Annotated in this window: 22 protein-coding genes; 4 read left to right on the top strand and 18 right to left on the bottom strand. The window is 72.7% G+C overall.

From position 1 onward, the window contains the following. Positions 1-15: 15 nt before the first annotated feature. From whiA to AB0G11_RS16875, 7 genes are all read right to left on the bottom strand, one after another. Positions 16-996 carry a DNA-binding protein WhiA gene (gene whiA, locus AB0G11_RS16905; protein ID WP_219509922.1) on the bottom strand — a complete coding sequence of 327 codons (981 nt, stop codon included), beginning with the start codon at positions 994-996 and terminating at the stop codon, positions 16-18. Positions 997-1,066: 70 nt separating this feature from the next. Beyond that, on the bottom strand, positions 1,067-2,044 hold the full coding sequence (yvcK, locus tag AB0G11_RS16900) for a uridine diphosphate-N-acetylglucosamine-binding protein YvcK (RefSeq protein WP_357586646.1): 978 nt from the start codon (positions 2,042-2,044) through the stop codon (positions 1,067-1,069). Beyond that, complete coding sequence (gene rapZ, locus AB0G11_RS16895; protein WP_219509921.1) at positions 2,041-2,910, bottom strand: RNase adapter RapZ; 870 nt, start codon at positions 2,908-2,910, stop codon at positions 2,041-2,043. The genes yvcK and rapZ overlap by 4 nt, the downstream gene beginning before the upstream one ends. Continuing rightward, a complete protein-coding gene (gene uvrC / locus AB0G11_RS16890) occupies positions 2,907-4,832 on the bottom strand; it encodes an excinuclease ABC subunit UvrC (protein ID WP_219509920.1) in 1,926 nt (641 codons plus the stop codon). Before uvrC ends, rapZ begins: the two co-directional genes overlap by 4 nt. Before the next feature lie 101 nt (positions 4,833-4,933). Then, positions 4,934-5,392, bottom strand: a complete 459-nt coding sequence (locus tag AB0G11_RS16885; RefSeq protein WP_357586644.1) for a Rieske (2Fe-2S) protein — start codon at positions 5,390-5,392, stop codon at positions 4,934-4,936. A 46-nt stretch (positions 5,393-5,438) separates the two neighbouring features. Then, entirely contained in the window at positions 5,439-5,912 is a 474-nt protein-coding gene (locus AB0G11_RS16880; protein ID WP_357586642.1) for a Rieske (2Fe-2S) protein, read from the bottom strand. Positions 5,913-6,018: 106 nt separating this feature from the next. After that, the gene (locus AB0G11_RS16875; protein WP_357586639.1) at positions 6,019-6,423 is read right to left on the bottom strand and encodes a Rieske (2Fe-2S) protein; all 405 of its coding nucleotides are present in this window, start codon (positions 6,421-6,423) and stop codon (positions 6,019-6,021) included. A gap of 211 nt (positions 6,424-6,634) precedes the next feature. Here AB0G11_RS16875 and AB0G11_RS16870 point away from each other — a divergent pair, with 211 nt between their 5' ends. Beyond that, complete coding sequence (locus tag AB0G11_RS16870) at positions 6,635-7,780, top strand: alkaline phosphatase PhoX (RefSeq protein WP_357586637.1); 1,146 nt, start codon at positions 6,635-6,637, stop codon at positions 7,778-7,780. Positions 7,781-7,843: 63 nt separating this feature from the next. Next, positions 7,844-8,707, top strand: a complete 864-nt coding sequence (locus AB0G11_RS16865) for an SGNH/GDSL hydrolase family protein (protein WP_219509916.1) — start codon at positions 7,844-7,846, stop codon at positions 8,705-8,707. A gap of 69 nt (positions 8,708-8,776) precedes the next feature. Here the strand turns inward: AB0G11_RS16865 and AB0G11_RS16860 are convergent, their stop codons facing one another. Both AB0G11_RS16860 and uvrA read right to left on the bottom strand, forming a co-directional pair. Next, complete coding sequence (locus tag AB0G11_RS16860; protein WP_219509914.1) at positions 8,777-9,997, bottom strand: PucR family transcriptional regulator; 1,221 nt, start codon at positions 9,995-9,997, stop codon at positions 8,777-8,779. 77 nt (positions 9,998-10,074) lie between these two features. After that, positions 10,075-12,915 (bottom strand): excinuclease ABC subunit UvrA, encoded by a 2,841-nt coding sequence (uvrA, locus tag AB0G11_RS16855; RefSeq protein ID WP_219509912.1) that lies wholly within the window; start codon positions 12,913-12,915, stop codon positions 10,075-10,077. A gap of 234 nt (positions 12,916-13,149) precedes the next feature. Here uvrA and AB0G11_RS16850 point away from each other — a divergent pair, with 234 nt between their 5' ends. Both AB0G11_RS16850 and AB0G11_RS16845 read left to right on the top strand, forming a co-directional pair. Then, on the top strand, positions 13,150-13,926 hold the full coding sequence (locus tag AB0G11_RS16850; protein ID WP_357586634.1) for a maleylpyruvate isomerase family mycothiol-dependent enzyme: 777 nt from the start codon (positions 13,150-13,152) through the stop codon (positions 13,924-13,926). Next, the gene (locus tag AB0G11_RS16845) at positions 13,923-14,579 is read left to right on the top strand and encodes an MBL fold metallo-hydrolase (protein ID WP_219509910.1); all 657 of its coding nucleotides are present in this window, start codon (positions 13,923-13,925) and stop codon (positions 14,577-14,579) included. The genes AB0G11_RS16850 and AB0G11_RS16845 overlap by 4 nt, the downstream gene beginning before the upstream one ends. A 14-nt stretch (positions 14,580-14,593) precedes the next feature. Here AB0G11_RS16845 and AB0G11_RS16840 read toward each other — a convergent pair whose 3' ends face one another. The 9 genes from AB0G11_RS16840 to steA form a co-directional block, all read right to left on the bottom strand. Further along, on the bottom strand, positions 14,594-14,857 hold the full coding sequence (locus AB0G11_RS16840) for a hypothetical protein (RefSeq protein WP_219509909.1): 264 nt from the start codon (positions 14,855-14,857) through the stop codon (positions 14,594-14,596). A gap of 64 nt (positions 14,858-14,921) precedes the next feature. Beyond that, complete coding sequence (pssA, locus tag AB0G11_RS16835; protein WP_219509908.1) at positions 14,922-15,743, bottom strand: CDP-diacylglycerol--serine O-phosphatidyltransferase; 822 nt, start codon at positions 15,741-15,743, stop codon at positions 14,922-14,924. Then, positions 15,730-16,371: a phosphatidylserine decarboxylase gene (locus AB0G11_RS16830; protein ID WP_219509907.1), complete on the bottom strand. Its 642-nt coding sequence runs from the start codon at positions 16,369-16,371 to the stop codon at positions 15,730-15,732. The genes pssA and AB0G11_RS16830 overlap by 14 nt, the downstream gene beginning before the upstream one ends. Before the next feature lie 111 nt (positions 16,372-16,482). Next, a complete protein-coding gene (locus AB0G11_RS16825) occupies positions 16,483-17,466 on the bottom strand; it encodes a TerC family protein (protein WP_219509906.1) in 984 nt (327 codons plus the stop codon). Between the two features lie 183 nt (positions 17,467-17,649). Then, positions 17,650-18,786 (bottom strand): glycosyltransferase family 4 protein, encoded by a 1,137-nt coding sequence (locus AB0G11_RS16820; protein WP_357586632.1) that lies wholly within the window; start codon positions 18,784-18,786, stop codon positions 17,650-17,652. Positions 18,787-18,839: 53 nt separating this feature from the next. Continuing rightward, positions 18,840-20,438, bottom strand: a complete 1,599-nt coding sequence (locus AB0G11_RS16815) for a lipid II flippase MurJ (protein WP_357586630.1) — start codon at positions 20,436-20,438, stop codon at positions 18,840-18,842. A gap of 70 nt (positions 20,439-20,508) precedes the next feature. Next, positions 20,509-21,360 carry a hypothetical protein gene (locus tag AB0G11_RS16810; protein WP_357586628.1) on the bottom strand — a complete coding sequence of 284 codons (852 nt, stop codon included), beginning with the start codon at positions 21,358-21,360 and terminating at the stop codon, positions 20,509-20,511. 1 nt (position 21,361) lies between these two features. Beyond that, positions 21,362-22,354, bottom strand: coding sequence for a copper transporter (locus AB0G11_RS16805; protein WP_219509901.1), 993 nt, complete (start codon positions 22,352-22,354; stop codon positions 21,362-21,364). Next, entirely contained in the window at positions 22,351-23,547 is a 1,197-nt protein-coding gene (gene steA / locus AB0G11_RS16800; protein WP_219509900.1) for a putative cytokinetic ring protein SteA, read from the bottom strand. Before steA ends, AB0G11_RS16805 begins: the two co-directional genes overlap by 4 nt. Positions 23,548-23,589: the final 42 nt, after the last annotated feature.

Here is a 23,589-nt window from a genome sequence, read left to right as displayed (position 1 = left end):
CCCGTACGGGGGACGTCAGGAGGAGAGCATCTCGACCGTGAGATTGGCCTCGGTGTTGGGGATGCCGAGGTCGGAGGCGCGCTTGTCGGCCATGGCGAGCAGCCGCCGGATGCGGCCCGCGATCGCGTCCTTGGTCAGCGGCGGGTCGGCGATCTGGCCGAGCTCCTCCAGGGACGCCTGCTTGTGCTCCACCCGCAGCCGTCCGGCCACCACGAGGTGGTCCGGCGCCTCGTCGCCGAGGATCTCCAGGGCGCGCTGCACGCGGGCGCCGGCGGCGACGGCGGCGCGGGCCGAGCGGCGCAGGTTGGCGTCGTCGAAGTTGGCCAGCCGGTTGGCGGTGGCCCGGACCTCGCGGCGCATCCGCCGCTCCTCCCAGGCGAGCACGCTGTCGTGGGCGCCGAGACGGGTGAGCAGGGCGCTGATGGCGTCGCCGTCGCGGACCACGACCCGGTCGACGCCGCGCACCTCGCGCGCCTTGGCGTGGATCTTCAGCCGCCGGGCCGAGCCGACCAGGGCCAGCGCCGCCTCCGGGCCGGGGCAGGTGACCTCCAGCGACATCGACCGGCCCGGCTCGGTGAGCGAGCCGTGGGCCAGGAACGCGCCGCGCCAGGCCGCCTCGGCGTCGCAGGCCGCCCCCGCGACCACCTGCCGGGGCAGGCCGCGCACGGGCCGTCCGTGGTTGTCGATCAGCCCGGTCTGGCGGGCCAGCGCCTCGCCGTCGCGGTAGACGCGGACCACGTAACGTGATCCCTTGCGCAGCCCGGCCGGCGCGAGCACCAGCACCTCCGCCTTGTGGCCGAACACCTCTCCGATGTCCTTGATGAGCCGCCGCGCGGTCGCGTTGGTGTCGAGCTCGGCCTCGATCACGATGCGCCCGCCCACGAGGTGCAGGCCGCTGGCGAAGCGCAGCAGCGTGGACACCTCCGCCTTGCGGCAGCAGGGCTTGAGCACCGGCAGCCGGCTCAGCTCGTCCTTGACCACACCCGTCATTGCCATAAGCGTTTAGTCCTCCCCCATCAGACCGGTCCTAGCAGTCTCTCGCACCTTCTCGCCACGCCGACCAGGATCAACGCTTCTGGAGGAAAATCTCGTCCAGGACGGAGGCAAGACGTCGTGCATCGTGCCTCGGCGAGCCGTCGCGGGCGGCGACGTCGGCCAGAACCAGCCGGGCGCCGAACGCGGCGGCGGCCTTCTCCAGCGCGGCGGGGTCGTCGACCACGCCGGTGTCGGCGAGGACGACGTCGAGGGAGAGCTCGGGGGCGTGCCGCCGCAGGACCTCCAGGTGCTGCTGGGGGGAGAAGTCGTCGGTCTCGCCCGGCTGCGGCGCGAGGTTGAGCGTGACCAGCCTGCGGGCCTCGGTGCGGTGCAGCGCGCGGGCCAGCTCGGGCACCTTGAGGTGCGGCAGCACGCTCGTGAACCACGAGCCGGGCCCGAACACCACCCAGTCGGCCTCCAGCACCGCCTCGACGGCCTCGGGCCGCGCGGGCGGGTCCTCGGGCACCAGGGAGATGGCCCGCACGCGGCCGGGCGTGAGCGCGCACGCCACCTGGCCGCGCACCGTGGAGACGACGCCGTCGAGCTCCACCTCGGCGACGATGTCGAGCGGCACCGAGGCCATCGGCAGCACCCGGCCGTGCGCGCCGAGCAGCCGGCCCACCCAGTCGAGCCCGGCGACGGGGTCGCCGAGGAGCTCCCACAGCGCGACGATGAGCAGGTTGCCGACGGCGTGGCCGTGCAGCTCGCCCTCGCTGCGGAAGCGGTGCTGGACGACCTCGCTCCAGGTGCTGCCCCACTCGTCGTCGCCGCACAGGGCGGCCAGCGCCATGCGCAGGTCGCCGGGCGGCAGCACGCCCAGCTCGCGGCGCAGCCGGCCGCTGGAGCCGCCGTCGTCGGCGACGGTGACGATGGCGGTCAGCGCGTCGGTCACCGCGCGCAGCGCCGACAGCGCGGCGTAGAGGCCGTGGCCGCCGCCCAGCGCCACGACCCGCGGGCCCGTCTCTAAGTCGATGCCGCTCAGCGGATCGGCGAAGCCCTCATCCGTCACTCCCGGCCCACATCCCGGTGGCTGACCTGGACCTCCATGCCCCGGTCGCGCAGCCGGGAGGCGACCTGCTCGGCCATGGCGACGCTGCGGTGCTTGCCGCCGGTGCAGCCCACGGCGAGCGTGGCGTAGCTCTTGCCCTCGCGCGAGTAGCCGCCGGCGATGACGCGCAGCACCTCCTCGTAGGCGTCGAGGAACTCCTTGGCGCCGGGCTGGCCCAGCACGTAGTCGCGGACGGGCGCGTCGGTGCCGTTCATCGGCCGCAGCTCGGGCACCCAGTGCGGGTTGGGCAGGAACCGGCAGTCGACGACCAGGTCGGCGTCGACGGGCAGGCCGTACTTGTAGCCGAAGGAGACGACGTTGACCCGCAGGCCCGGCCGGTCCTCGCCGCCGAAGTAGGCCACGATCTTGTTGCGCAGCTCGTGCACGTTGTGGGCGCTGGTGTCGATGACGAGGTCGGCGTTGGCCCGCACCTCGCGCAGGATGCCGCGCTCGCGGGTGATGCCGTCGACCAGCCGGCCCTCGCCCTGCAGCGGGTGGGGGCGGCGCACGGCCTCGAAGCGGCGCACCAGCTCCTCGTCGCTGGCCTCCAGGAACACCACGCGCACCCGGACGCCGCGGCCGAGCAGCTCCTCGATGGCGGCGTTGAGGTCGGTGGTGAACGCCAGGCTGCGCACGTCGACGACGGCGGCCACCTTGTCGGCGGCCAGCTTGACCTTGCCCGCCTCCTCCGCCATGGCGAACAGCAGCCCCGGCGGCAGGTTGTCGATGACGAACCAGCCGAGGTCCTCCAGGGCCTTGGCGGCGGTGCTCCGCCCGGCCCCCGACATGCCGGTGACGATGACGAACGCCGGCTCGGTGGACTTCACTGACTCTCCCCCTTCAGGGTCGACACGATCACCTCGGCGGTGGCCGGGCCGATGCCCGGGACCTCGCGGATCTCGTCCGCGGTGGCCTCGCGCAGCTTCTTGACGGAGCCGAAGTGCCGGAGCAGGGCCTGGCGGCGAGCCGGGCCGAGACCGGGCACGCTGTCGAGCGCGCTCTCCTTCACCGTCTTGGACCTCTTGGCTCGATGGTAGGTGATGGCGAACCTGTGCGCCTCATCTCTGACCCGTTGCAGCAGGTAGAGGCCCTCGCTGGAACGCGGCATGATGACCGGCTGGTCGTCGCCCGGCAGCCACACCTCCTCCAGCCGCTTGGCCAGCCCGGCGACGGCCACGTCGTCGATGCCGAGCTCGTCGAGCGCCCGCTGGGCGGCGGCGGCCTGCGGCCCGGCGCCGTCGACGACGACGAGGTTGGGCGGATAGGCGAACTTGCGCGGCTTGCCCGTCTCGGGGTCGATGGGGCTGTGCGCGTCGTCGTCGGCCGCCAGCTCGCCCGTGGCCGAGCGCTCCTCCAGGTAGCGGCGGAAGCGGCGCAGGATCACCTCGTGGATGGAGGCGACGTCGCCTTCCTTGGTCTTGACGGCGAAGCGCCGGTATTCGGACTTGCGGGCCAGGCCGTCCTCGAACACCACCATGGACGCCACCACGTTCTCGCCCTGCAGGTGGGAGACGTCGTAGCACTCGATGCGCAGCGGCGCCTGGTCGAGGTCGAGCGCGTCGGCGATCTCCTGCAGGCCCTTGCTGCGCGTGGTGAGGTCGCCGGCGCGGCGGACCTTGTGCTGGGCGAGCGACTCCTTGGCGTTGCGCTCGACGGTCTCCATGAGCGAGCGCTTGTCGCCGCGCTGCGGGACGCGCACGTCGACGCGGGCGCGCCGCTGCTCCGACAGCAGCTCGACGACGGCCTCGGCGTCGGGCGGCAGCGCCGGGACGAGCACCTCGCGGGGCATCGACTCGGGGCTCGCCTCGGCGTACATCTGCAGCAGGAACTGCTCGACGAGCTCGCCCGGCGAGGTCTCCTCCACCTTGTCGACGACCCAGCCGCGCTGGCCCCTGATGCGCCCGCCGCGTACGTAGAAGACCTGGACGGCGGCCTCCAGCGGGTCCTCGGCGAGCGCCACGACGTCGGCGTCGGTGCCCTCGCCGAGCACGACCGCCTGCTTCTCCAGCGCCCGCTGGAGCGCCTGGATGTCGTCGCGCAGCCGGGCGGCGCGCTCGTACTCCTGCTCGGCGGCGGCCTCGCGCATGTCCTTCTCCAGGCGCTTGATGAAGCGCCCGGTGTTGCCCGCCATGAAGTCGCAGAAGTCCTCGGCGAGGTCGCGGTGCTCCTCGGGCGTGACGCGGCCCACGCACGGCGCCGAGCACTTGTCGATGTAGCCGAGCAGGCAGGGCCGGCCGATCTGCCCGGCCCGCTTGAACACCCCGGCGCTGCAGGTGCGCACCGGGAAGACGCGCAGCAGCAGGTCGACGGTCTCGCGGATGGCCCAGGCGTGGGAGTAGGGGCCGAAGTAGCGGGTGCCCTTGCGCTTGGCGCCGCGCATGACCTGCACGCGCGGGAAGTCCTCGCCCATGGTGACGGCGAGGTAGGGGTAGGACTTGTCGTCGCGGTACTTGACGTTGAAGCGCGGGTCGTACTCCTTGATCCAGGAGTATTCGAGCTGCAGCGCCTCGACCTCGGTGCCGACGACGGTCCAGTCGACGCCGGCGGCGGTGGTGAGCATGCTCTGGGTGCGCGGGTGCAGCGTGGAGAAGTCGGCGAAGTAGGAGTTGAGCCGCTGGCGCAGGCTCTTGGCCTTGCCGACGTAGATCACCCGGCCGTGGGGGTCGCGGAACCGGTAGACCCCGGGGGAATCGGGGATCGACCCTGACTTCGGCCGGAAACTCAAGGGGCTGCCCGCTGATCTCGCCACGTTTTCCAGCCTAGTGGCCGCCACCGACAAGCTCACCCGCCGTGCCCCCGGGCGGGTACGACGGGTAGGCACGGCGGGTAGGCACGGCGGGCAGGGGTGGGTCAGGCGAGGGAGATCTGGTCGCCTTCGACTTTGATCTGCCGGGCGGGCAGCGCCTCGGTCGCGGGGCCCTGGGCCACGGAACCGTCCTCGATCTTGAACTTGCTGCCGTGGCACGGGCAGTCGATGGTGCCGTTCTCCACGCTCGCGACCGGGCAACCCTTGTGGGTGCAGTCGGCGCTGAACGCCTTGAACTGGCCCTCCGCCGGCTGGGTGATGACGATCTTCTGCTCCTTGAAGATCGTCCCGCCGCCGACGGGGATGTCGGAGGTCTTGGCCAGCCCGCCCTGCGGCGCGCTCCCGGCAGACTCGGTGGGCGCGGCGGGCGCGCTGGTCGCGGTAGTGGCGGTGGTCGCGCCGGTCGTGCCGCTGTCGCCGCCGCACGCGGTCAGGGCCACGGCCAGGCCACTCGCGCCCACCCCGGCGATCACCGCTCTGCGGCTCTGAAGGTCTCGTCCCATGCCGGCCAGCCAACCGCATCCAGGTGAGAATTCGATGAAGAACCCCTTAGCCCAGCCTGATCTTGCCGCCGGACACGGTGATCTTCTTCTCGGCGAGCGGCTCGGTGGCCGGGCCCTCCGCCACGGAACCGTCCTCAATCCTGAACTTGCTGCCGTGGCACGGGCAGTTGATCGTCCCGCCGACGACCTCGGCGACCGTGCAGCCCGCGTGGGTGCACGTCGCCGTGAACGCCTTGAACTCGCCCTCGACCGGCTGGGTGACGACGACCTTCTGCTTGTCGAAGATCACGCCCTCGCCGGCGGGGATGTCGGCGGTCTCGGCCAGCGCCGCCTTCGGCTCTTTCTTCTTCTTGGGCGCGGCCTGCGACTCCTCGGCGGGCGGCTCCTCGGCCGCGTCGACGGCGGCGTCGACGGCCGCCTCCCCGGTGGGCTGCCCGTAGGCGGCGCAGGCGGTCAGGACCGCGGCCAGCCCGGCGCCTCCGGCTCCGAACACCACCGCCCGGCGCGTCGTATCGGTCATGATGCGTCCTTCCAGGTTTCGGGTCTCACTCGCAGGTACGGCCGGCGGCCGTGAGCCGGTTCAGCCTCCCGCGCCCCGATCCCGGGAACCACGCACAATTACCCGTTCACACCACCACGATGGCGTCGCCCTCGATCTTGACCGCGTAGGGCGTCAGCGGCCCCTGCGCCGGACCGCTCAGCACCGCGCCGGTGTCGGCGGCGAACTCGCTGCCGTGGCACGGGCACCGCATCACGTTGTCCTCGGGCGAGCCGACCGCGCATCCGCGGTGCGGGCAGCTCGCGCTGTACGCCTTGAAGACGCCCTCCGACGGCTGCGCCACCACGATCTTCCACTTGCCGATGACCTTGCCGCCGCCCACGGGCACGTCGGCGACCTTGGCGATGACGTGGCCCTTGACCCCGGGCGTCTGGCGTGTCTTGGCGTCACCGGTGCCGCACGCGCCGAGCGCCACCCCGCACGCCATCACCCCGGCAGCTCCCAGCGCCTCACGCCGGCCGACTCCAGGCATGGCGGAGCCCCCCTCCATGATCGATGACCCCCTGCAGGTCACGGTTCACCCTAGGGGCGGTGATGTCCGGTCCGGTAAGCGGGTGCGGGTGCGGGCTTTGTGACGGGTCACAGCGGCGGCCCGCCGACTTTGCCGCGCCGTCCAATTCACAGGATGCCGCCGACGGATCATCGTGTGCTGCGAACGCCCTCACGCACGCACGGGAGTCGCCATGCAGCGTCGCACGTTCCTCCGCACCGTCTCCGCCGGGCTGGGCGCCGTCGCCTTCTCGGGCGCCCTCTGGCACGAGGCGGCGAGCACGTCGGCGGTCGCCGCGGGCGCGAGCCCGTACGGCCCGCTCGGCCCGCCGGACGCGAACGGCGTCGCGCTGCCCGCCGGGTTCACCAGCCGGGTGGTGGCCAGGACGGGCCACCCGATCGGCGGCACGCTGTGGCACCCGGCGCCCGACGGCGGCGCCTGCTTCGCCGCGGGGACGGGCTGGATCTACGTGTCCAACTCGGAGGTGCCGCTGGTCGGCGGCGCGACCGCGATCCGGTTCCGCCCGGACGGCTCGGTCGAGCGCGCCTACCGCATCCTCGACGGCACCAACGTCAACTGCGCGGGCGGCCGTACGCCGTGGAACACGTGGCTGTCCTGCGAGGAGATCTTCCGGGGCCGCGTGTACGAGACCGACCCGTACGGTGAGCGCGCGGCACGGTCGCGGCCCGCGATGGGCCGGTTCAAGCACGAGGCGGCGGCCTGCGACCCGGACCGGCGGGTCGTCTACCTGACCGAGGACGAGTCCGACGGCTGCTTCTACCGGTTCGTCCCGGACACGTGGGGCGACCTGTCCAGCGGGCGGCTGGAGGTGCTGTGCGGCGACGCGTCCGGCGGCCCGGTGGAGTGGCGTCCGGTGCCCGACCCGGCGCCCGGCGTGCTGGAGCGGCAGACGCGCCACCAGGTGAGCGCCGCCCGGCACTTCGACGGCGGCGAGGGCTGCCACTACGCGGCCGGGATCTGCTACTTCACGGCCAAGGGCGACCGCAGGGTGTGGGCGTACGACGCCGTGCGGCAGAGCCTGAGCTGGGTCTACGACGGCGGCGGCACGCTCGACGGCGTCGACAACATCACCGGCGCGCCCACCGGCGACCTGTACGTGGCCGAGGACGGCGGCAACATGGAGATCAACATCATCACGCCCGACGGCGTGGTGGCGCCGGTGCTGCGGCTCGACGGCCACGGCGGCTCGGAGATCACCGGGCCCGCGTTCTCCCCGGACGGCACCCGCCTCTACTTCTCCTCGCAGCGCGGCACCAGCGGCGAGCGCGCCGGCACCGGCGGCATCACCTACGAGGTGACGGGCCCGTTCCGTCACTGATCCCTCTTGCCCGGCCGCCGTCACCCCGCGGCGGACCCCCACCCCCCACCGAAGGATGCTCGCATGCTCCGACGAACGACGGTCGCGCTCGCCGCCGCCCTGCTGCTGGCCGGCCTGGCTCCTCCCGCCCACGCCCAGCAGGGCGAGTCCTACGTCGCGCTGGGCGACTCGGCCGCCGCCGGGCCGCTCGTGCCCGACCAGGTGCTGCCCGACCTGGGCTGCCTGCGTTCCGACCGGAACTACCCGCACCTGACCGCGCGGGCGCTCGGCGTGGCGTCCTTCCGCGACGTCACGTGCTCGGGGGCCAAGACGCGGCACATGTACCAGCCGCAGGAGACCGAGCTGGGCTCGGTGCCGCCCCAGCTCGACGCGCTGCGCCCGGACACCACGCTGGTCACCGTGCACATCGGCGCCAACGACGTCGGCCTGACCGGCTTCATCGAGGACTGCCTCAACCTGCTGCCGCCGCCCGTCGGCGACGCCTGCTACAACGACTACACCGACGAGAACGGCCAGGACACCTGGCGGGTCAAGACCGAGGCGCTGCGCCCGACGCTCGTCACGCTGGCCGGCGACATCCGGGCCCGCTCGCCGCAGGCGCGGATCTTCCTGGTCGGCTACGCCACCTACGCCCGGCCGGACGGCTGCTACCCGCGCGTCCCGATCATCCGGCAGGACGCCAACTACATCCGGGCGACCCTGATGTACTTCAACCGGATGCTCGCCGAACAGGCCGCCGCCGCCGGGATCGGCTTCATCGACCTGCAGACGCCCAGCGCCGGCCACGACCCGTGCGCCTCCCCCGGGGTGCGCTGGATCGAGCCGTACATCCCGGCCTCGCCCGCCGCGCCGTTCCACCCGAACGCGCTGGGCATGCGCAACTTCGCCACCATCGTCACCGGCGCCGTCACCGCCGCGGCCCGCTGACCCCGCCCGCCCCGCTCTCAGGCCGGGCACGCGCCCGGGACCGGCACCCTCCCGGACCGGGCGCGCTCCTCAGGCCCGGCGGCCGAGCTGCCGCCGGGCCGTCAGCGCGGCCCCGATCCGCTGGAGCTGGGCCGGGTCCATCGGGTCGAGCCCCGTCAGGCTCACGGCCCGGCGCAGCCGGTAGTCGACGGTGTTCGGGTGGACGTGCAGCAGCTCGGCGGTCCGCCGCCGGTCCAGCCCCGTGTCCAGGTACGCGGTCAGCGTCCGCAGCAGGTCGGGATGGGCGCCCAGCGGGTCGAGCAGCCCGGCGAGCCCGGCCACGGCGGCGCTGGGCCGGGTCAGCTGATACTCCAGCAGCACGTCGGCCAGCCGGTGCGCCCCCGGCGGCAGCCCGGCCCCGCGCGCGACCTCCAGCACCTCCTCGGCCAGCTTGGCCGCCTCGGGCACGCCCGCCGGCTCGGCCCACTCCGCCGCCGCCCACACCGGCGCCCCGGCGGCCCGCGCGGCCTCCGCGACCATCTCGCCGACCTCGCACCAGGCCGGCTCCTCGGCGAGCGGCACGAGCACCAGCCCGCCGGTGGCGTCGAGCGCCGACAGCACCTGCTCGGCGGCGTGCCGCTGGACGGCCGTGCGGACCCGGTGCAGCTTGCGCCGCCCGGCGATGGCGCGGCTCACCCGGTCGCCCGCCTCGTCGGGGTGCGCGCCCAGCGCCGTGGCCACCACCAGGTAGCCGGGCGCCAGCCGCACCCCGGCCAGCGCCGCCCGGTCGCCCGCCAGCAGCGCCGAGACGGTGGCGTGCATGGCGTGCTGCTCCTGGCTGAGCATCGCCTCCCGCTCCCCCAGGTACGCGCCGCACACGGCGGACGTGACGGTGCCCGTGTAGGAGAGGATGAGGCGGTTGGCGGCCAGCACGTCGTCCAGGTCGCCGGGCCCGGCGAGCGCGAACAGGTGCTCCCACACCCGGGTCACCCCCAGGTGGTAGGCCGACAGCAGCGCGTCGAGCGGCACCCCCTCCTGCGCCCGCCGCGCCGCCGACGCCCGCAGCGGCGCCAGCTCGGCTCGGGTCGGCGGGCGCCGCTCCCGGAACATCCCGCAGATCATGCGCAGGTTGTGCACGGTGATGCCGGTGATGTCGCCGTCGAGCTCCTCGCGGGGCAGCCGCCGGTAGAGCGGGATCTCCTCGGCGAACGCGGCGACCAGCTCCCTGGCCAGCCGCACCGCCTGACGCTCCAGGAGCTCGTGCACCGGGCACCCGCCCAGCGTGAGCGCCCGGAGCGCATGATCCGCCACGGTCAGACCCTGTCAAATCCCCCGTCGGTAAACAAGGCACCCAACCGTGGCGCTATCGCATCCGCGTTCCCGCGTCGTCAGGACCCCAGGAGCTTGCGCAGGAAGCGGCCGGTGTGACTCTCGTCCACCTGGGCCACCTCCTCCGGCGTGCCGGCCGCGACCAGCGTGCCGCCGCGGGAGCCGCCCTCCGGGCCCATGTCGATGATCCAGTCGGCGGTCTTGATGACGTCGAGGTTGTGCTCGATGACGATGACCGTGTTGCCGCCGTCGACGAGCCTCCCCAGCACGCCCAGCAGCCGCCGGATGTCCTCGAAGTGCAGCCCGGTCGTCGGCTCGTCCAGGACGTAGACCGTCCGGCCCGTCTGCCTGCGCTGCAGCTCGGAGGCCAGCTTGACGCGCTGCGCCTCGCCGCCGGACAGCGTCGTGGCCGGCTGGCCGAGCCGCACGTAGCCGAGGCCCACGTCGTTGAGGGTCTGCAGGTGGCGCTTGATCGCCGGGATCGCGTCGAAGAAGGCGAGCGCCTCCTCGATCGGCATGTCGAGCACCTCGGAGATCGTCTTGCCCTTGTAGTGGACCTCCAGCGTCTCCCGGTTGTAGCGGGCGCCGTGGCAGACCTCGCACGGGACGTACACGTCGGGCAGGAAGTTCATCTCGATCTTGATGGTGCCGTCGCCCGCGCACGCCTCGCAGCGCCCGCCCTTGACGTTGAAGCTGAAGCGGCCCGGCTGGTAGCCGCGCACCTTGGCCTCGGTCGTGGCCGCGAACAGCTTGCGCACGTGGTCGAACACGCCGGTGTAGGTGGCCGGGTTGGAGCGCGGGGTGCGCCCGATCGGCGACTGGTCGACGTGCACGACCTTGTCGACCTGGTCCATGCCGTTGACCCGGGAGTGGCGGCCCGGCACCGTGCGGGCGCCGTTGAGCTCCTTGGCCAGCGCGTTGTAGAGGATGTCGTTGACCAGCGTCGACTTGCCGGACCCGGACACGCCGGTCACGGCGGTGAACAGCCCGAGCGGGAAGTCGATGTCGACGCCCTTGAGGTTGTGCTCGCGGGCGCCCTTGACGGTGATCTGCCGCTTCTTGTCGCGCTTGCGGCGCTTGGCGGGCACGTGGATGCTCCGGCGGCCCGACAGATACTGCCCGGTCAGCGACTCCTCGCTGTTGAGCAGGTCCTGGACGGTGCCGGAGACGACGACCTGGCCGCCGTGCTCGCCCGCGCCCGGGCCGATGTCGACCACCCAGTCGGCGGCGGCGATGGTGTCCTCGTCGTGCTCGACCACGATGAGCGTGTTGCCCATGTCGCGCAGCCGGATCAGGGTGTCGAGCAGCCGCATGTTGTCGCGCTGGTGCAGCCCGATGGACGGCTCGTCGAGCACGTACAGGACGCCGACGAGGCCGGAGCCGATCTGCGTGGCCAGCCGGATGCGCTGCGCCTCGCCGCCCGCCAGGGTGGCGGCGGCGCGGTCCATGCTCAGGTAGTCGAGGCCGACGTCGAGCAGGAAGCCCATCCGCGCGTTGATCTCCTTGACCACCCGCTCGGCGATGTGCATGTCGCGGTCGGACAGCTTGAGCGCGGCCAGGAACTTGGCGCACTCGCCGATCGACATGGACGCGACCTCGGCGATCGACTTGCCCGCGACCGTGACGGCCAGCGTGACCGGCTTGAGCCTGGCCCCCTTGCACGCCGGGCAGGGGATCTCGCGCATGTAGCCCTCGAAGCGCTCGCGCGTCGAGTCGCTCTCCGCCTCGGCGTGACGGCGCTGCACCCACGGGATGACGCCCTCGTAGGTGGTGTAGTAGGAGCGCTGGCGGCCGTAGCGGTTGGCGTAGCGGACGTGGACCTGCTCGTCGTGGCCGAACAGCAGCGACTTCTGCGCCTTCTTCGGGAGCTTGTCCCACGGCGTGTCGAGAGTGAAGCCCATGGTGTGGCCGAGCGCCTCGACGAGCCGGACGAAGTATTCGCTGGTGTGGCCGCCGGACCAGGGGTGCAGCGCGCCGTCGCGCAGCGTGCGCTCGGGGTCGGGCACGACGAGGTCGGGGTCGACCTCCATCTTGGTGCCGAGACCGGTGCACTCCGGACAGGCGCCGAAGGGCGAGTTGAAGGAGAACGAGCGCGGCTCCAGCTCCTCGAACGACAGGTCGTCGTAGGGGCAGTAGAGGTGCTCGGAGTAGAAGCGCTCGCGGCCCGGGTCGTCCTCGGGCAGGTCGACGAACTCCAGCGTGATCGTGCCGCCGGACAGCTGCAGCGCCGTCTCGACCGAGTCGTTGAGCCTGCGCCGCGACGACTCCTTGACCGAGAGCCGGTCGACGATGACCTCGATGTCGTGCTTCTCGTACTTCTTCAGCACCGGCGGCTCCTCCAGCCGCACGACGGTGCCGTCGACCCGGGCACGGGCGAAGCCCTTGGTCTGCAGCTCGCGGAACAGCTCGGCGTATTCGCCCTTGCGGCCCCTGATGACCGGGGCCAGCACCTGGAAGCGGGTGCCCTCCTCCAGGTCCATCACCCGGTCGACGATCTGCTCCGGCGTCTGCCTGGCGATCGGGCGCTCGCACACCGGGCAGTGCGGCTTGCCGATGCGCGCCCACAGCAGCCGCAGGTAGTCGTAGACCTCGGTGATCGTGCCGACCGTGGAGCGCGGGTTCTTGCTGGTGGCCTTCTGGTCGATCGACACCGCGGGCGACAGGCCCTCGATGAAGTCGACGTCGGGCTTGTCCATCTGCCCGAGGAACTGCCGGGCGTAGGCCGACAGGGACTCGACGTAACGCCGCTGCCCCTCGGCGAAGATCGTGTCGAAGGCCAGGCTCGACTTTCCGGAGCCGGACAGGCCGGTGAAGACGATCATCGCGTCTCGCGGCAGGTCGAGCGAGACGTCCTTGAGGTTGTGTTCACGTGCGCCACGCACGATCAGGCGGTCAGCCACGGCGATCCCGATGTCGAAAAGGCGGATAGGTCCACGGGGGATGGTAGACGGGGGCTCCGACAATTTCGGCAGGGCCGCATACCGCCCTGGCGAAAATCCGTCCCTCCCAGGTTACGGCCTGCGCCCACCCGGGCAGGAGGCCTTTCCCTGTCAACGCCATATCAACGCCGCGACCTGCGGCTTTATGCCCGTCCGCCGCCGGCACCCGGCCTCCAGATGATGAAATATCCCCTTATGACCGTCCTTCAGAGCTTGCGTGCCGAGCTGACCGAGGCGACGTCCGGGCTGCTCGCCACGGCCGCCTCCCTGTCCGACGCCGACGTCGCCTCCGCCTCCCGGCTGCCCGGCTGGTCGCGCGGCCACGTCCTCACGCACCTCGCCAGGAACGCCGACAGCCTCGTCAACCTCCTCACCTGGGCGCGGACCGGCGTCTCGACGCCGCAGTACCCGGACGCGCGGGCGCGCGAGGCGGGCATCGAGGCCGGCTGCCACCGGCCCGCCGCCGAGCAGCTCGCCGACCTGCGCGAGAGCGCCGGCCGCCTGGACGCCGCCGCCGACGCCGTCCCCGAGCCCGCCTGGGCCACCCCGGTCGGCGGCCTGCGCCCGCCGCACCACCCCGCCTGGTACGTCCTGGTACGCCGCCTCCGTGAGGTGGGGCTGCACCATGCCGACCTGGGCGCCGGCTACGGCCCGGCCGACTGGCCCGAGACGTTCGTCCGCCGCGAGCTGCACGACTGCCTGCGCACCTGGCCGCACGGCCGCAGCACGGTGAGCGCGGTGCGGTTCGTCACCCCCGCGAACGGCCCGGTCGCCGCCGGGTGGGAGGGGCTCGGCGACGGGCCCGTGGTGGAGGGCGCGCCGGCCGACGTGCTGGCCTGGCTGACCGGCCGCTCGGCAGGTGAGGGAGTTAAAGTGGTGCCCGAGGGACGGCCGTGCCCGCCGCCACCGCCGTGGCTGACCACGACCGCGCCCGCTGACCTGCCCGCGACGCCCCCGAAGGACTACCCATGACCTACACCGGCGACGTCCAGGTAGGCGGCCCCGCCGACGTGCGGGAGCTGCCCGATCTGACGATCTGCAAGCTCGCCGTCGGCCCGTACGAGAACAACGCCTACCTCCTGCGCTGCACCGAGACGGGCGACGGCCTGCTCATCGACGCGGCGGCCGAGCCGGACCGGCTGCTGGCCCTGATCGCCGACCAGCCGATCAGCGCGATCGTCACCACCCACCAGCACGGCGACCACTGGCAGGCGCTGGAGCAGGTGCGCAAGGTGACGGGCGCCAAGGTGCTGGCCCATCCGCTGGACGCGCCCGGCCTGCCGGTCCCGGCCGACCGCCTGGTCGAGCACGGCGACCGCATCGCCGTCGGCGTCGTCACCCTGGAGGCGATCCACCTGCGCGGCCACACCCCGGGTTCGATCGCCCTGCTGTACGACGGCGGCGAGGGCAACAAGCACCTGTTCACCGGCGACTCGCTGTTCCCCGGCGGCGTGGGCAACACGTGGAAGGACCCCGAGCGCTTCGAGCAGCTCTACACCGACGTGGTGGAGCGTGTCTTCGACCGGCTGCCCGACGACACGTGGGTCTACCCGGGCCACGGCAAGGACACGACCCTGGGCGCCGAGCGCCCGTCCCTACCCGAGTGGAAGGCCCGGGGCTGGTAGCCGGCGGAAGGGGGTCAGCGGCGGGCCAGGACGCGCACGATGCGCTCGGCCGCCGGCCCCGGCTGGTCGGCCTGCCCGACCAGCTCGCCCCACGACCAGCGATAGAACCATCCGTCCTGGAGCGGCACGCAGTCGACGGTCTCGGCCAGCAGCGCGGTGCCGGGATCGCTGACCCGCAGCACGGGCGGGTCGGCTCTCAGCGTGGCGGTCAGCCCGCGCCGCTCCAGCTCGGCGGCGAGCTTGCCGAGGAAGTACGTGCGCGTGTGCTCGACCGGCATGGCTCCATCAAAGCCGAAGGCGCCGGAGAAGTCCCGCTTCTTCCGGCGCCGCTTGCTCGAATGGTCACTGCCCGATGCGGGAGGCCTCACGGCGCAGTTCGCGCTTGTAGAAGAGCATCCGCAGCGGGATGGCCGCGACGAGCGCGATCTGCATGGTGGCGCCGATCTTGATCGGCAGGTCACCGCCCTCGGGCCAGGCGACCCAGAAGGTGAGGAACGCGACGTTCACCATGATCCATCCGAGGACCACGGCGGCGAGCTGCCCCTTGGGCTTGGGGTACTCGATCCGGCTGACCATGAGCCAGGCCACGCCCAGCACGGCCAGCAGCGACCAGATCCCCGGCTCGAACAGCAGCACGATCGAGATCACGGTCATCGCGCCCATGGGGATCGGCAGCCCCATGAAGTCGCCGCTCTTGGTCTTGACGCAGGCGAACCGCGCCAGCCGTACGACACCGGCGACGAGCACGGCCGCGGCGGCGCCCACCACGGCGAAGAACGGCACCTGGTGGGTGAACCCGCCCCAGATCACGACCATGAACGCGGGCGCGAACCCGAAGCTGATGACGTCGGCCAGGTTGTCGAGCTCGGCGCCCATCGCGGAGGCGCGGAAGCGCCGCGCGACGAGCCCGTCGAACAGGTCGCAGGTGGCGCCGATGAGCAGCAGCACCACGGCCGTGGCGAAGTAGCTGGGCGCCGGGGTGAAGCTGCCGTCGGTGCGCAGCGCCTCGATGGCCGAGGCGGCCAGCACGCACACGGCCAGGAAGCCGCACAGCGCGTTGCCCAGGGACAGGGAGTCAGCGGCGGACAGGCGGAACGCCTTGCCGACCGGGCCGCGAGGTTCTTCCTCTTCGGCCGGCCAGCCGCCGGCGTCAGCTGTGGTCAATTCTGGTCACCCCCGCAACCGTCTTCTCGCCCACGGACACCGCGGGTGAGATCCCTTCGGGAAGGTAGATGTCGACCCTGGATCCGAGCCTGATGAGCCCGATCCGCTCGCCCTGCGCGACCTTCGCCCCAGCGGTCAGGTACGGCACGATCCGGCGCGCGACCGCGCCCGCGATCTGCACCATCTCGATGTCGCCGAGCGTGGTCTCGAAATGCCACACCACGCGCTCGTTCTGGTCGCTGTCCTTGTTGAAAGCCGGCAGGAACCCACCTGGCACATGCTGCACGGAGGTGACATTTCCCGCAAGTGGCGCCCGATTGACGTGGACGTTCAGCGGGCTCATGAAGATCGCGACCCGGGTGCGGCCGTCCGGCCACGGGTCGACGCTCTGGACGACCCCATCGGCCGGTGACAGGATCCGCCCCTCGCCCGGCCTGCGGTCGGGGTCGCGGAAGAACCAGAGCATCCCACCGGTGAGGGCGCCCAGCGGCACGGCCGCGAGCGCCCAGCGACGGTCCCGTCGCGTCAGGAACGCGGTGGCGGCCGCCGCGGCCGCCGTCGGGAGGAGCCACGGGGAGACCCCGCGTGCGAGCCTGACACGGCCCGGCTTGGCAGAATCGACTGACACGTACAACCTTTGGATGGTGACTGGAACGGAAGCGCTTTGCCGTGATGCTACAGAACGCACAACTATGACACGACGCAACTACACCAGCAAAGCGCCTCGAAAGCCGTTTTTCTAGACCTGCTCCGAGTGGGTTTCCTCGCTCTTGCGGGTGTCCCTGCGGGCCTTGACCAGGCTCGCCACGGTGGTGATGACCATCGTGGCGCCGATGACCGACAGCGAAACCCAGATCGGGATCGCCGGGGCCCAGGAGAACCCGCTGTGGTGCAGAGCCTCCAAAATCAGCTTAACCCCGATGAAGCCCAGAATGAACGCCAAACCATAACTGAGGTAGACCAGGCGCTGCAGCAGCCCACCGAGCAGGAAGTAGAGCTGACGCAGTCCCATCAGGGCAAAGGCGTTGGCGGTGAAGACGATGAACGGGTCCGTGGTGAGCCCGAAGATCGCCGGAATCGAGTCGAGAGCGAACAGCAGGTCGGTGCTGCCGATGGCGATCATGACGATCAGCATCGGCGTGACCATGCGCTTGCCGTCGATCTTGACGGTGACCTTGGACCCGACGTAGCCGTCCGTGGTGGGGAAGGCCCGCCGCACCCAGCGGAGCAGGACGTTCTCGGGGACCTGCTCCTCTTCGCCCTTGACGTGCTGGCGGACGATGTTGATCGCGGTGTAGACGAGGAACGCGCCGAAGACGTAGAACAACCAGCCGAACCGCTCCAGCGCCGCGGCGCCGAGCGCGATGAAGATGCCCCGCATGACCAGGGCGAGCAGGATGCCGACGAGCAGCACCTTGTGCTGGTACGCCTTCGGCACGGCGAACCGGCTCATGATGATGAAGAAGACGAACAGGTTGTCGACGCTGAGGCTGTATTCGGTGATGTAGCCGGCGAAGAACTCGCCCGCCTTCTCCGGCCCCGTTGTCACCCAGAGGATCACCCCGAAGATCACGGCCAGCGTGATGTAGAAGGTGACCCAGAATCCCGCCTGGCGCATCGAGAACTCGCGGGCTTCACCGCGGTCGACGATCCACAGGTCGACGGCCAGGACGAGCAGGAGCCCGCCGATCACGACGATCCAGGCCCACAATGGTTCGCTCACGTTGTATTACCTCCGGCATACACGTCAGAACGCCGGAGGTCTCTCCCGCCCGCTGGGCATGGCGGACCGGCAGCCCCGGGGGCCCCATGGAGCGGGACTGCACCGTGATGACGAGGCTGCCGCGAAGGGATACTCCCCTCCCTTAACGCACGCAGTATACGAGAACGCGAAAGCCTCACCTAATCATCCGGATGATGTTGACGAACCGTAGGCGTCCAGCACCGCCCGCACGGCGTCGTCCTCGTCCGGCAGCTCGGCGCCACGCCGGGCCGCCGCCGCGGCCCGTCCGGCCGCCTTCTCAGGATCGGCGATCACTTCCTGTACGGCCGCGCGCAGGGCGGGCACGTCACCGTAGGGCACGAGCGCACCGGCGTCGCCGACGAGCTCGGGGATGCCGCCGACGGCCGTGGCGACCACCGGGCGGCCGGCCATGAGGGTCTCGCTGAGGCTGAGCGGCTGCCCCTCCCACCGGCTGGGCCACACGGCCACGGCGGCGGCGGCCAGCAGGTCGGGCACGTCGTCCCGGTTGCCCAGCAGCACCACGGGCAGCCCGTCGCGGTCGATCCGGCGCTGCAGCGTCTCGCGCAGCGGGCCCTCCCCGGCGATCGCGAACAGCGGCTCGGGCCCCGGCCACGGCCCGGCGGCGGCGTCGAGCAGGGTCTCCAGCCCCTTCTGCTGGGCGAGCCTGGCGATGGTGAGCACGACGGGCCGCTCCCCGGCCCCCAGCTCGGCGCGAACCTCGGCGGCGGGCCGCCCGGCGGGGCGTGGCACCGGCGCGGGCACCACCGCGGCCCGCACGTCACGCGCGCCCAGGGCCCGCATCCGTTCCCCGAGGTCGGGCGAGACGACCAGCACGCGGTCGGCCAGCCGCGCCACGATCCGCTCCAGCACCCCGTACACCAGGCCGACCGTCCCGCCCGCGGTGAGCGCGTTGTGCAGCGTCACCACCAGCCGTGGCCGCGTCCGGCCCCGGGACGGGACGCGCCCGAGCCCGGCCAGGGTGAGCCCGAGCCCGGCCAGGGTGAGCCCGAGCCCGGCCAGGGCCCCGGCGCGCAGGCCGTGGGCGTGCACGACGTCCGCGCCCCGGGTCAGCCGCCCGGCGGCGAGCACCGCCCGCGCGTCGGCGAGCGGCCTGGGCCGGTCGGTGACCTCCACCTCCGCGAGCCGCGCCCCCGCCTCCCGGAACGCGAACCCCTCCCCGACCTCGCGCGGCGCCACCACCAGCACCCGGTGCCCGCGCCGCACCAGGCCCCGGGCCAGCATCGCCACGTGCCGCCCGGTCCCGCCGGACGTGGTCCCCAGCACGAACGCCACCCGCACAGCCGCTCCTCCGCTCACTCGCCCGCCCACCTCATCCACCCGGACCATCCACCTCATCCACCCGCCGGCCCGCCTCGGCGGCGCAGCAGCGCGGCCACGGCGGCGGCGTCGGCGCGGTCCACGAGCGCCACGACGCCCACGCCCGCCGCCAGCGCCACCACGGCCGCCAGCAGCGTGCCCGCCACGCTCCCCCACGTCCCGGCCCCGCTGAACAGCCCGGCGAGCCAGCCGCCCGCCACGAACCCGGCCCCACCCCCGGCGAGCGCCGCCGCCCCGGCCCGGCCCAGCCCGGCGATCGCCGCGGCCCCCCGCGCCCGTACGACGGACGCCAGCAGCAGCGCCCCGCCGGCGGTCATGCCCGCGCTCATCCCCAGCGCCAGCCCCGCCACCTGCCACTCGCGCGGGAACGCCAGCGCGAACACGGTCTGGGCCACGATCACCACGCCCCACCCGGCCACCGTCCCGGCCGCGACCGCCCGCCCGCGCCCGGCGGCGTACAGCACCCGGCTGAGGTGCGCGATCAGCCCGTAGCCGATCAGCCCCGGCGCGAACAGCGCGACGGCCCGCGCCAGCTCCACCGGCGACGACACGGTCGACTTGTCCCCCAGGAACACCACGGCCCCCGGCCCGGACGCCGCCGCGAGCACCCCGGCCGCCACCCCGGACACGAGCACCACGGCCCGGGTCGTGCGGGCGGCGAGCTCCGCGAACGCCGCCCGGTCCCCCTCCACGGCCGACAGCCGGGGGAAGGCGCTGGTGGCGATGGGCACGGCGAGCACCGCGTACGGCACCAGGTAGATCGCCCACGCGTAGTTGTAGACGGCCAGCGCCCCGCCGCCGATCACGTTGTTGGACAGCGCCAGCACCCCGGCCATGGCCGCCTGCTGGGCGAGCAGCGCCGCGATGCCCGCCAGCGCCAGCCGCCGCACCCGCACGGCCACCCCGCCGGGGAAGCGGAACGCGGGCCGCCACCGCAGCCCGAGCCCCGCCACCGGCCCGGCGACGGTGAGCACGAGCGCCAGCACACCGAGGCTGGTGCCGACGGACAGCGCGAGCTCCGCCGCGAGCGGCACCTCGGCGCTTCCGGCCCGGCCGTCGCTGAGCGGCACGAACAGCAGGTACGCCACGATGACCACGAGGCTCGACACGAGCGGCGCCACGGCGGGCCCGGTGAAGCGGTGGTGCGCCTGCAGCACGCCGTAGAGCACGACGACCACGCCGTAGAGCGGGATCTGCGGCGCGAAGACGACCAGCATCCGGGCGGCGACCGCGTGCATCTCGCAGTCGCCGCCGCCGAACAGCCCCATGATCGGCCCCGCCAGCAGCGCGGTCAGCACCGCCACGGGGACGAGCACGACCAGGCTCCACGTCAGCAGCGCCGAGCCGATCCGTCCGGCCCGCTCGCGGTCGCCCGTGGCGGCGGGTTCGGCGAGCACCGGCACGACCGCCCCGGCCAGGGCGCCGCCGACGACCACCTCGAAGACGATGTTGGGGATCTGGTTGGCGGTGAAGTAGGCGCTGGTCAGGCAGTTGGTGCCGACGGTCTGGGCCAGGGCGTACTGCTTGGCGAAGCCCGCGACGCGGGCCAGCACGGTGATCACCGCGATGAGCAGCGCGCCTCCGGCCACGCCGCGCGCCAGCCGTGGGGTCACGCCCTGCCCGCCTCTCCGGTCATTCCGGACATCATGGCAGGCCGTACGGACAGGCGCGTCACGCGGTCTCTCAGACGGCGTCGGCGGGGCGGCGGCCGAGCAGGTCGAGCCGGTTGAGCACCGGGTTGCCCGCGATGACCTTGGTGAAGCTGATCTTCTCGGAGGCGGCGGTGAGCGCGGCGACGGTGCCGAGCAGGACGAGCCTGCCGGGGCGGCCGAGCCGGGTGACGGCGGCCAGGCCGAGCAGCGCGCCGAGCGCGTTGGCCCCGGCGTCGCCGAGCATGGCGCGCTCTCCGAGGTCGTCGGGCAGCAGCGCGGCGGCGGCGCCCAGCGGCACGGCGGCCAGCGCGGCGGTCGCCGGTGAGCCGCCCGCGACCGCGCTGACCAGGAGGGGGCCGCCGGTGAGCAGGCCGACCTTGATGGCGCGGCCGGGCCGCAGGTCGAACAGGTTGGCCAGGTTGGCGGCGCCCGCGATGGCGGCGCCGTTGACGAGCGTGTCGGCCGGGCCGCGGGAGACGAGCGCGGCGGCGCCGAGCCCGGTCGCGCCGATGCCGAGGATCTTGACGGCGCCGCTGGTGACCTCGCCGCGGGCCAGCGCGGTCAGGTGGCCCTTGAAGCCCTTGGAGGAGGTGGTGCCGTAGAGGTCGTCGTAGGCGCCGAGCGCGCCGCTGCCCGCCCCGGCGAGCAGCGCGGCCGCCCGTACCCGCGGCGGCAGGCCGGGCGCGAGCGCGGCGGCCGCTCCCGCCCCGGCCACGAACGCGGGCCCTTCGAGCAGCGTGACGGCCTCGCCCCGGTGGTTCTTACGGGTCCAGCGGCTGCCCGGGTCGACTCCGCGCGCCCGGGTGAACGCGGTGTAGGCGGCGCGGGCGGCGGCGGCGCCGATCGCGGCGCCGGCGACGGCGTAGAGCAGACTGCGGGCCATGTCAGCTCCCTGAGTCGGAGGACGACGGGGTCGGCTGGGGCGTGGTCGGCGCCGGGCTCGGCACCACCGGCTGGAACGCGGTGATCCCGGTGCCGATGCCGTACTGCCCGGCGGCCCCGGCCAGTTGCTCCCGCAGAGCGTAGACGATCACGACGCGGCCCGCCGGGATATCGGCGCTGTCGACGGTGGAGACGCGCTTGGCCACCTCGGTGCTGTCGCGCACGGCGGTGACCGCGCCGCCGGGCCCGGTGGCGGGGACGGTGCCCGCCACGACCAGGCCGCGGCCGCCCGCGTCGAGCCCGGAGGCCAGCGCCACGAACGCGGCGGCCTGCGTCTCGGCGTTCTCGCCCTCGTACGGGACGTCCGGGGCGAACATGACGACGAGCGTGGCCCGCTTGGCCGGGTCGCCGTCGAGGTTGACGAACCCGCCGGTCTCCAGCCCGCCGAGCACCGAGGCGGTGGCCGCGTTGGGGGTGCCCGCGACGGCCGGGTCGGTGGTGGTCACGGTGGCGGCCAGCAGGGTGGCGGCCTTGTCGTAGGCGGTGGCGGGCGTGGGGAAGGTCATCTCGGCCGGCTTGAGCTGCCCGGCCAGGCCGTCGAGGACGCCGCCGCTCTTGGGGTCGAAGAACTTCTCCGTCAGCGAGAGCCTGCCGGTGATGGTCGCGCCCGCGTCGGTCAGCACCTCCTGGGTGGCCTCGCGCTGCGCCGCGCCCGCTCCGGGCGCCTCCACGAGCAGCACCTCCTCGCCGGTGAGCTCACCGGCGACGAGCTTGGGCGTGAGCGTGGTGACGAACGCGTCGCCCGCCTGCTCCCGGCTGCGCAGGTCGTCGATCTGGCCGCGCTGCTCCTGCTTGTCGGCGGTGAGCTGGCGGGTGAGCTCCTCGGCCGATCTGATCGCGGGGTCCTGGAGCAGCGTGGTGCCCATGACGATGCCCACGGCCAGCGCCAGGAAGATGGCGACGATGGAGACGAGGTGATAACGGAAATCGATCACGAGAAGAGCCCGACCAACCAGAAGATGAACGCGTTCCAGAAGTCTTGCAGCCCGTTCAGCCAGGTCTGGCCGAGCGGGGAGAACGACAGGGCGACACCCATCGTGATCAGCGCGGTGATCGCCAGCAGCAGCAGCTGCGGGGTGGAGATGCGGCTGCGGTAGAGGCGGCTGACGCCCTTGGCGTCGACGAGCTTGCTGCCGACGCGCAACCGGGTGAGGAAGGTGCTGGCCATGCCGGATCGCCCCTTGTCGAGGAACTCCTCCAGCGTGCCGTGGGTTCCGACAGCGACGATGAGCGAGGCGCCCTTGTCGTCGGCCATGAGCATGGCGATGTCCTCGCTGGTGCCCGTCGACGGGAAGATCACCGCGTCGCGGCCGAGCTGGCGGACCCGTTCCAGGCCGGGCGCGCGGCCGTCGCGGTAGGCGTGCACGACGAGCTCGGCGCCGCAGGTGAGGGCCTTGGCCGAGACGGAGTCGAAGTCGCCCACGATGATGTCGGGCAGGTAGCCGGCCTCCAGCAGCGCGTCGGCGCCGCCGTCGACGCCGATCAGCACCGGGCGGTATTCGCGCAGGTAGGGGCGCAGGGTGGCGATGTCTTCCTTGTAGTGGTAGCCGCGCACCACGATGAGGGCGTGCCTGCCCTCGATGGGGGTGCGGATCTCGGGCACGCCGACGCCCTCGATGAGCAGCTTGCCCTCGCCGCGCACGTACTCCATCGTGTTGACGGCGAACGCCTCGATCTGCACGGCCAGCCCGGCGCGGGCCTCGGCCATGGCCGCCTCGACGGCCTCCATGTGCTGCTCGTCGCCCTTGCCGACGACCTCGTCGTCGAGGTGGATGACGCCCTCGTGCAGCCGGACGACGTCGCCGTCCTTGACGCGCTCGAACAGCTCGTGGCTGGCGTTGTCGACGAACGGGATGCCGGCCTCAAGGATGATCTTCGGTCCGAGGTTGGGGTAGCGCCCGCTGATGCCCGCGGCCACGTTGACCACGGCCGCGGCTTCGCACGCCACCAGTGCCTCCGCGCTGACCCGGTCCACGTCGACATGGTCGATGATGGCGATCTCGCCTGGCTTGAGGCGCTTGGTGAGCCTCTTGGTCCGCCGGTCGATCCTCGCCACACCCGTGACACCGGGAAGGTCGTTGACCTTCCTTCCGCGGAGGCCCGGCATCTTGTTCCCCGGAACCTTCATCAGTGACCATCCTGCCAGAGGGAAACACGTGGGAGGTCACGC

It is taken from the genome of Nonomuraea sp. NPDC023979 (assembly GCF_040639085.1).
Taxonomy (GTDB): domain Bacteria; phylum Actinomycetota; class Actinomycetes; order Streptosporangiales; family Streptosporangiaceae; genus Nonomuraea; species Nonomuraea ceibae.
Note: the sequence above shows the minus strand (reverse complement) of the source record. Positions and strands in the feature narration are given on the sequence as shown.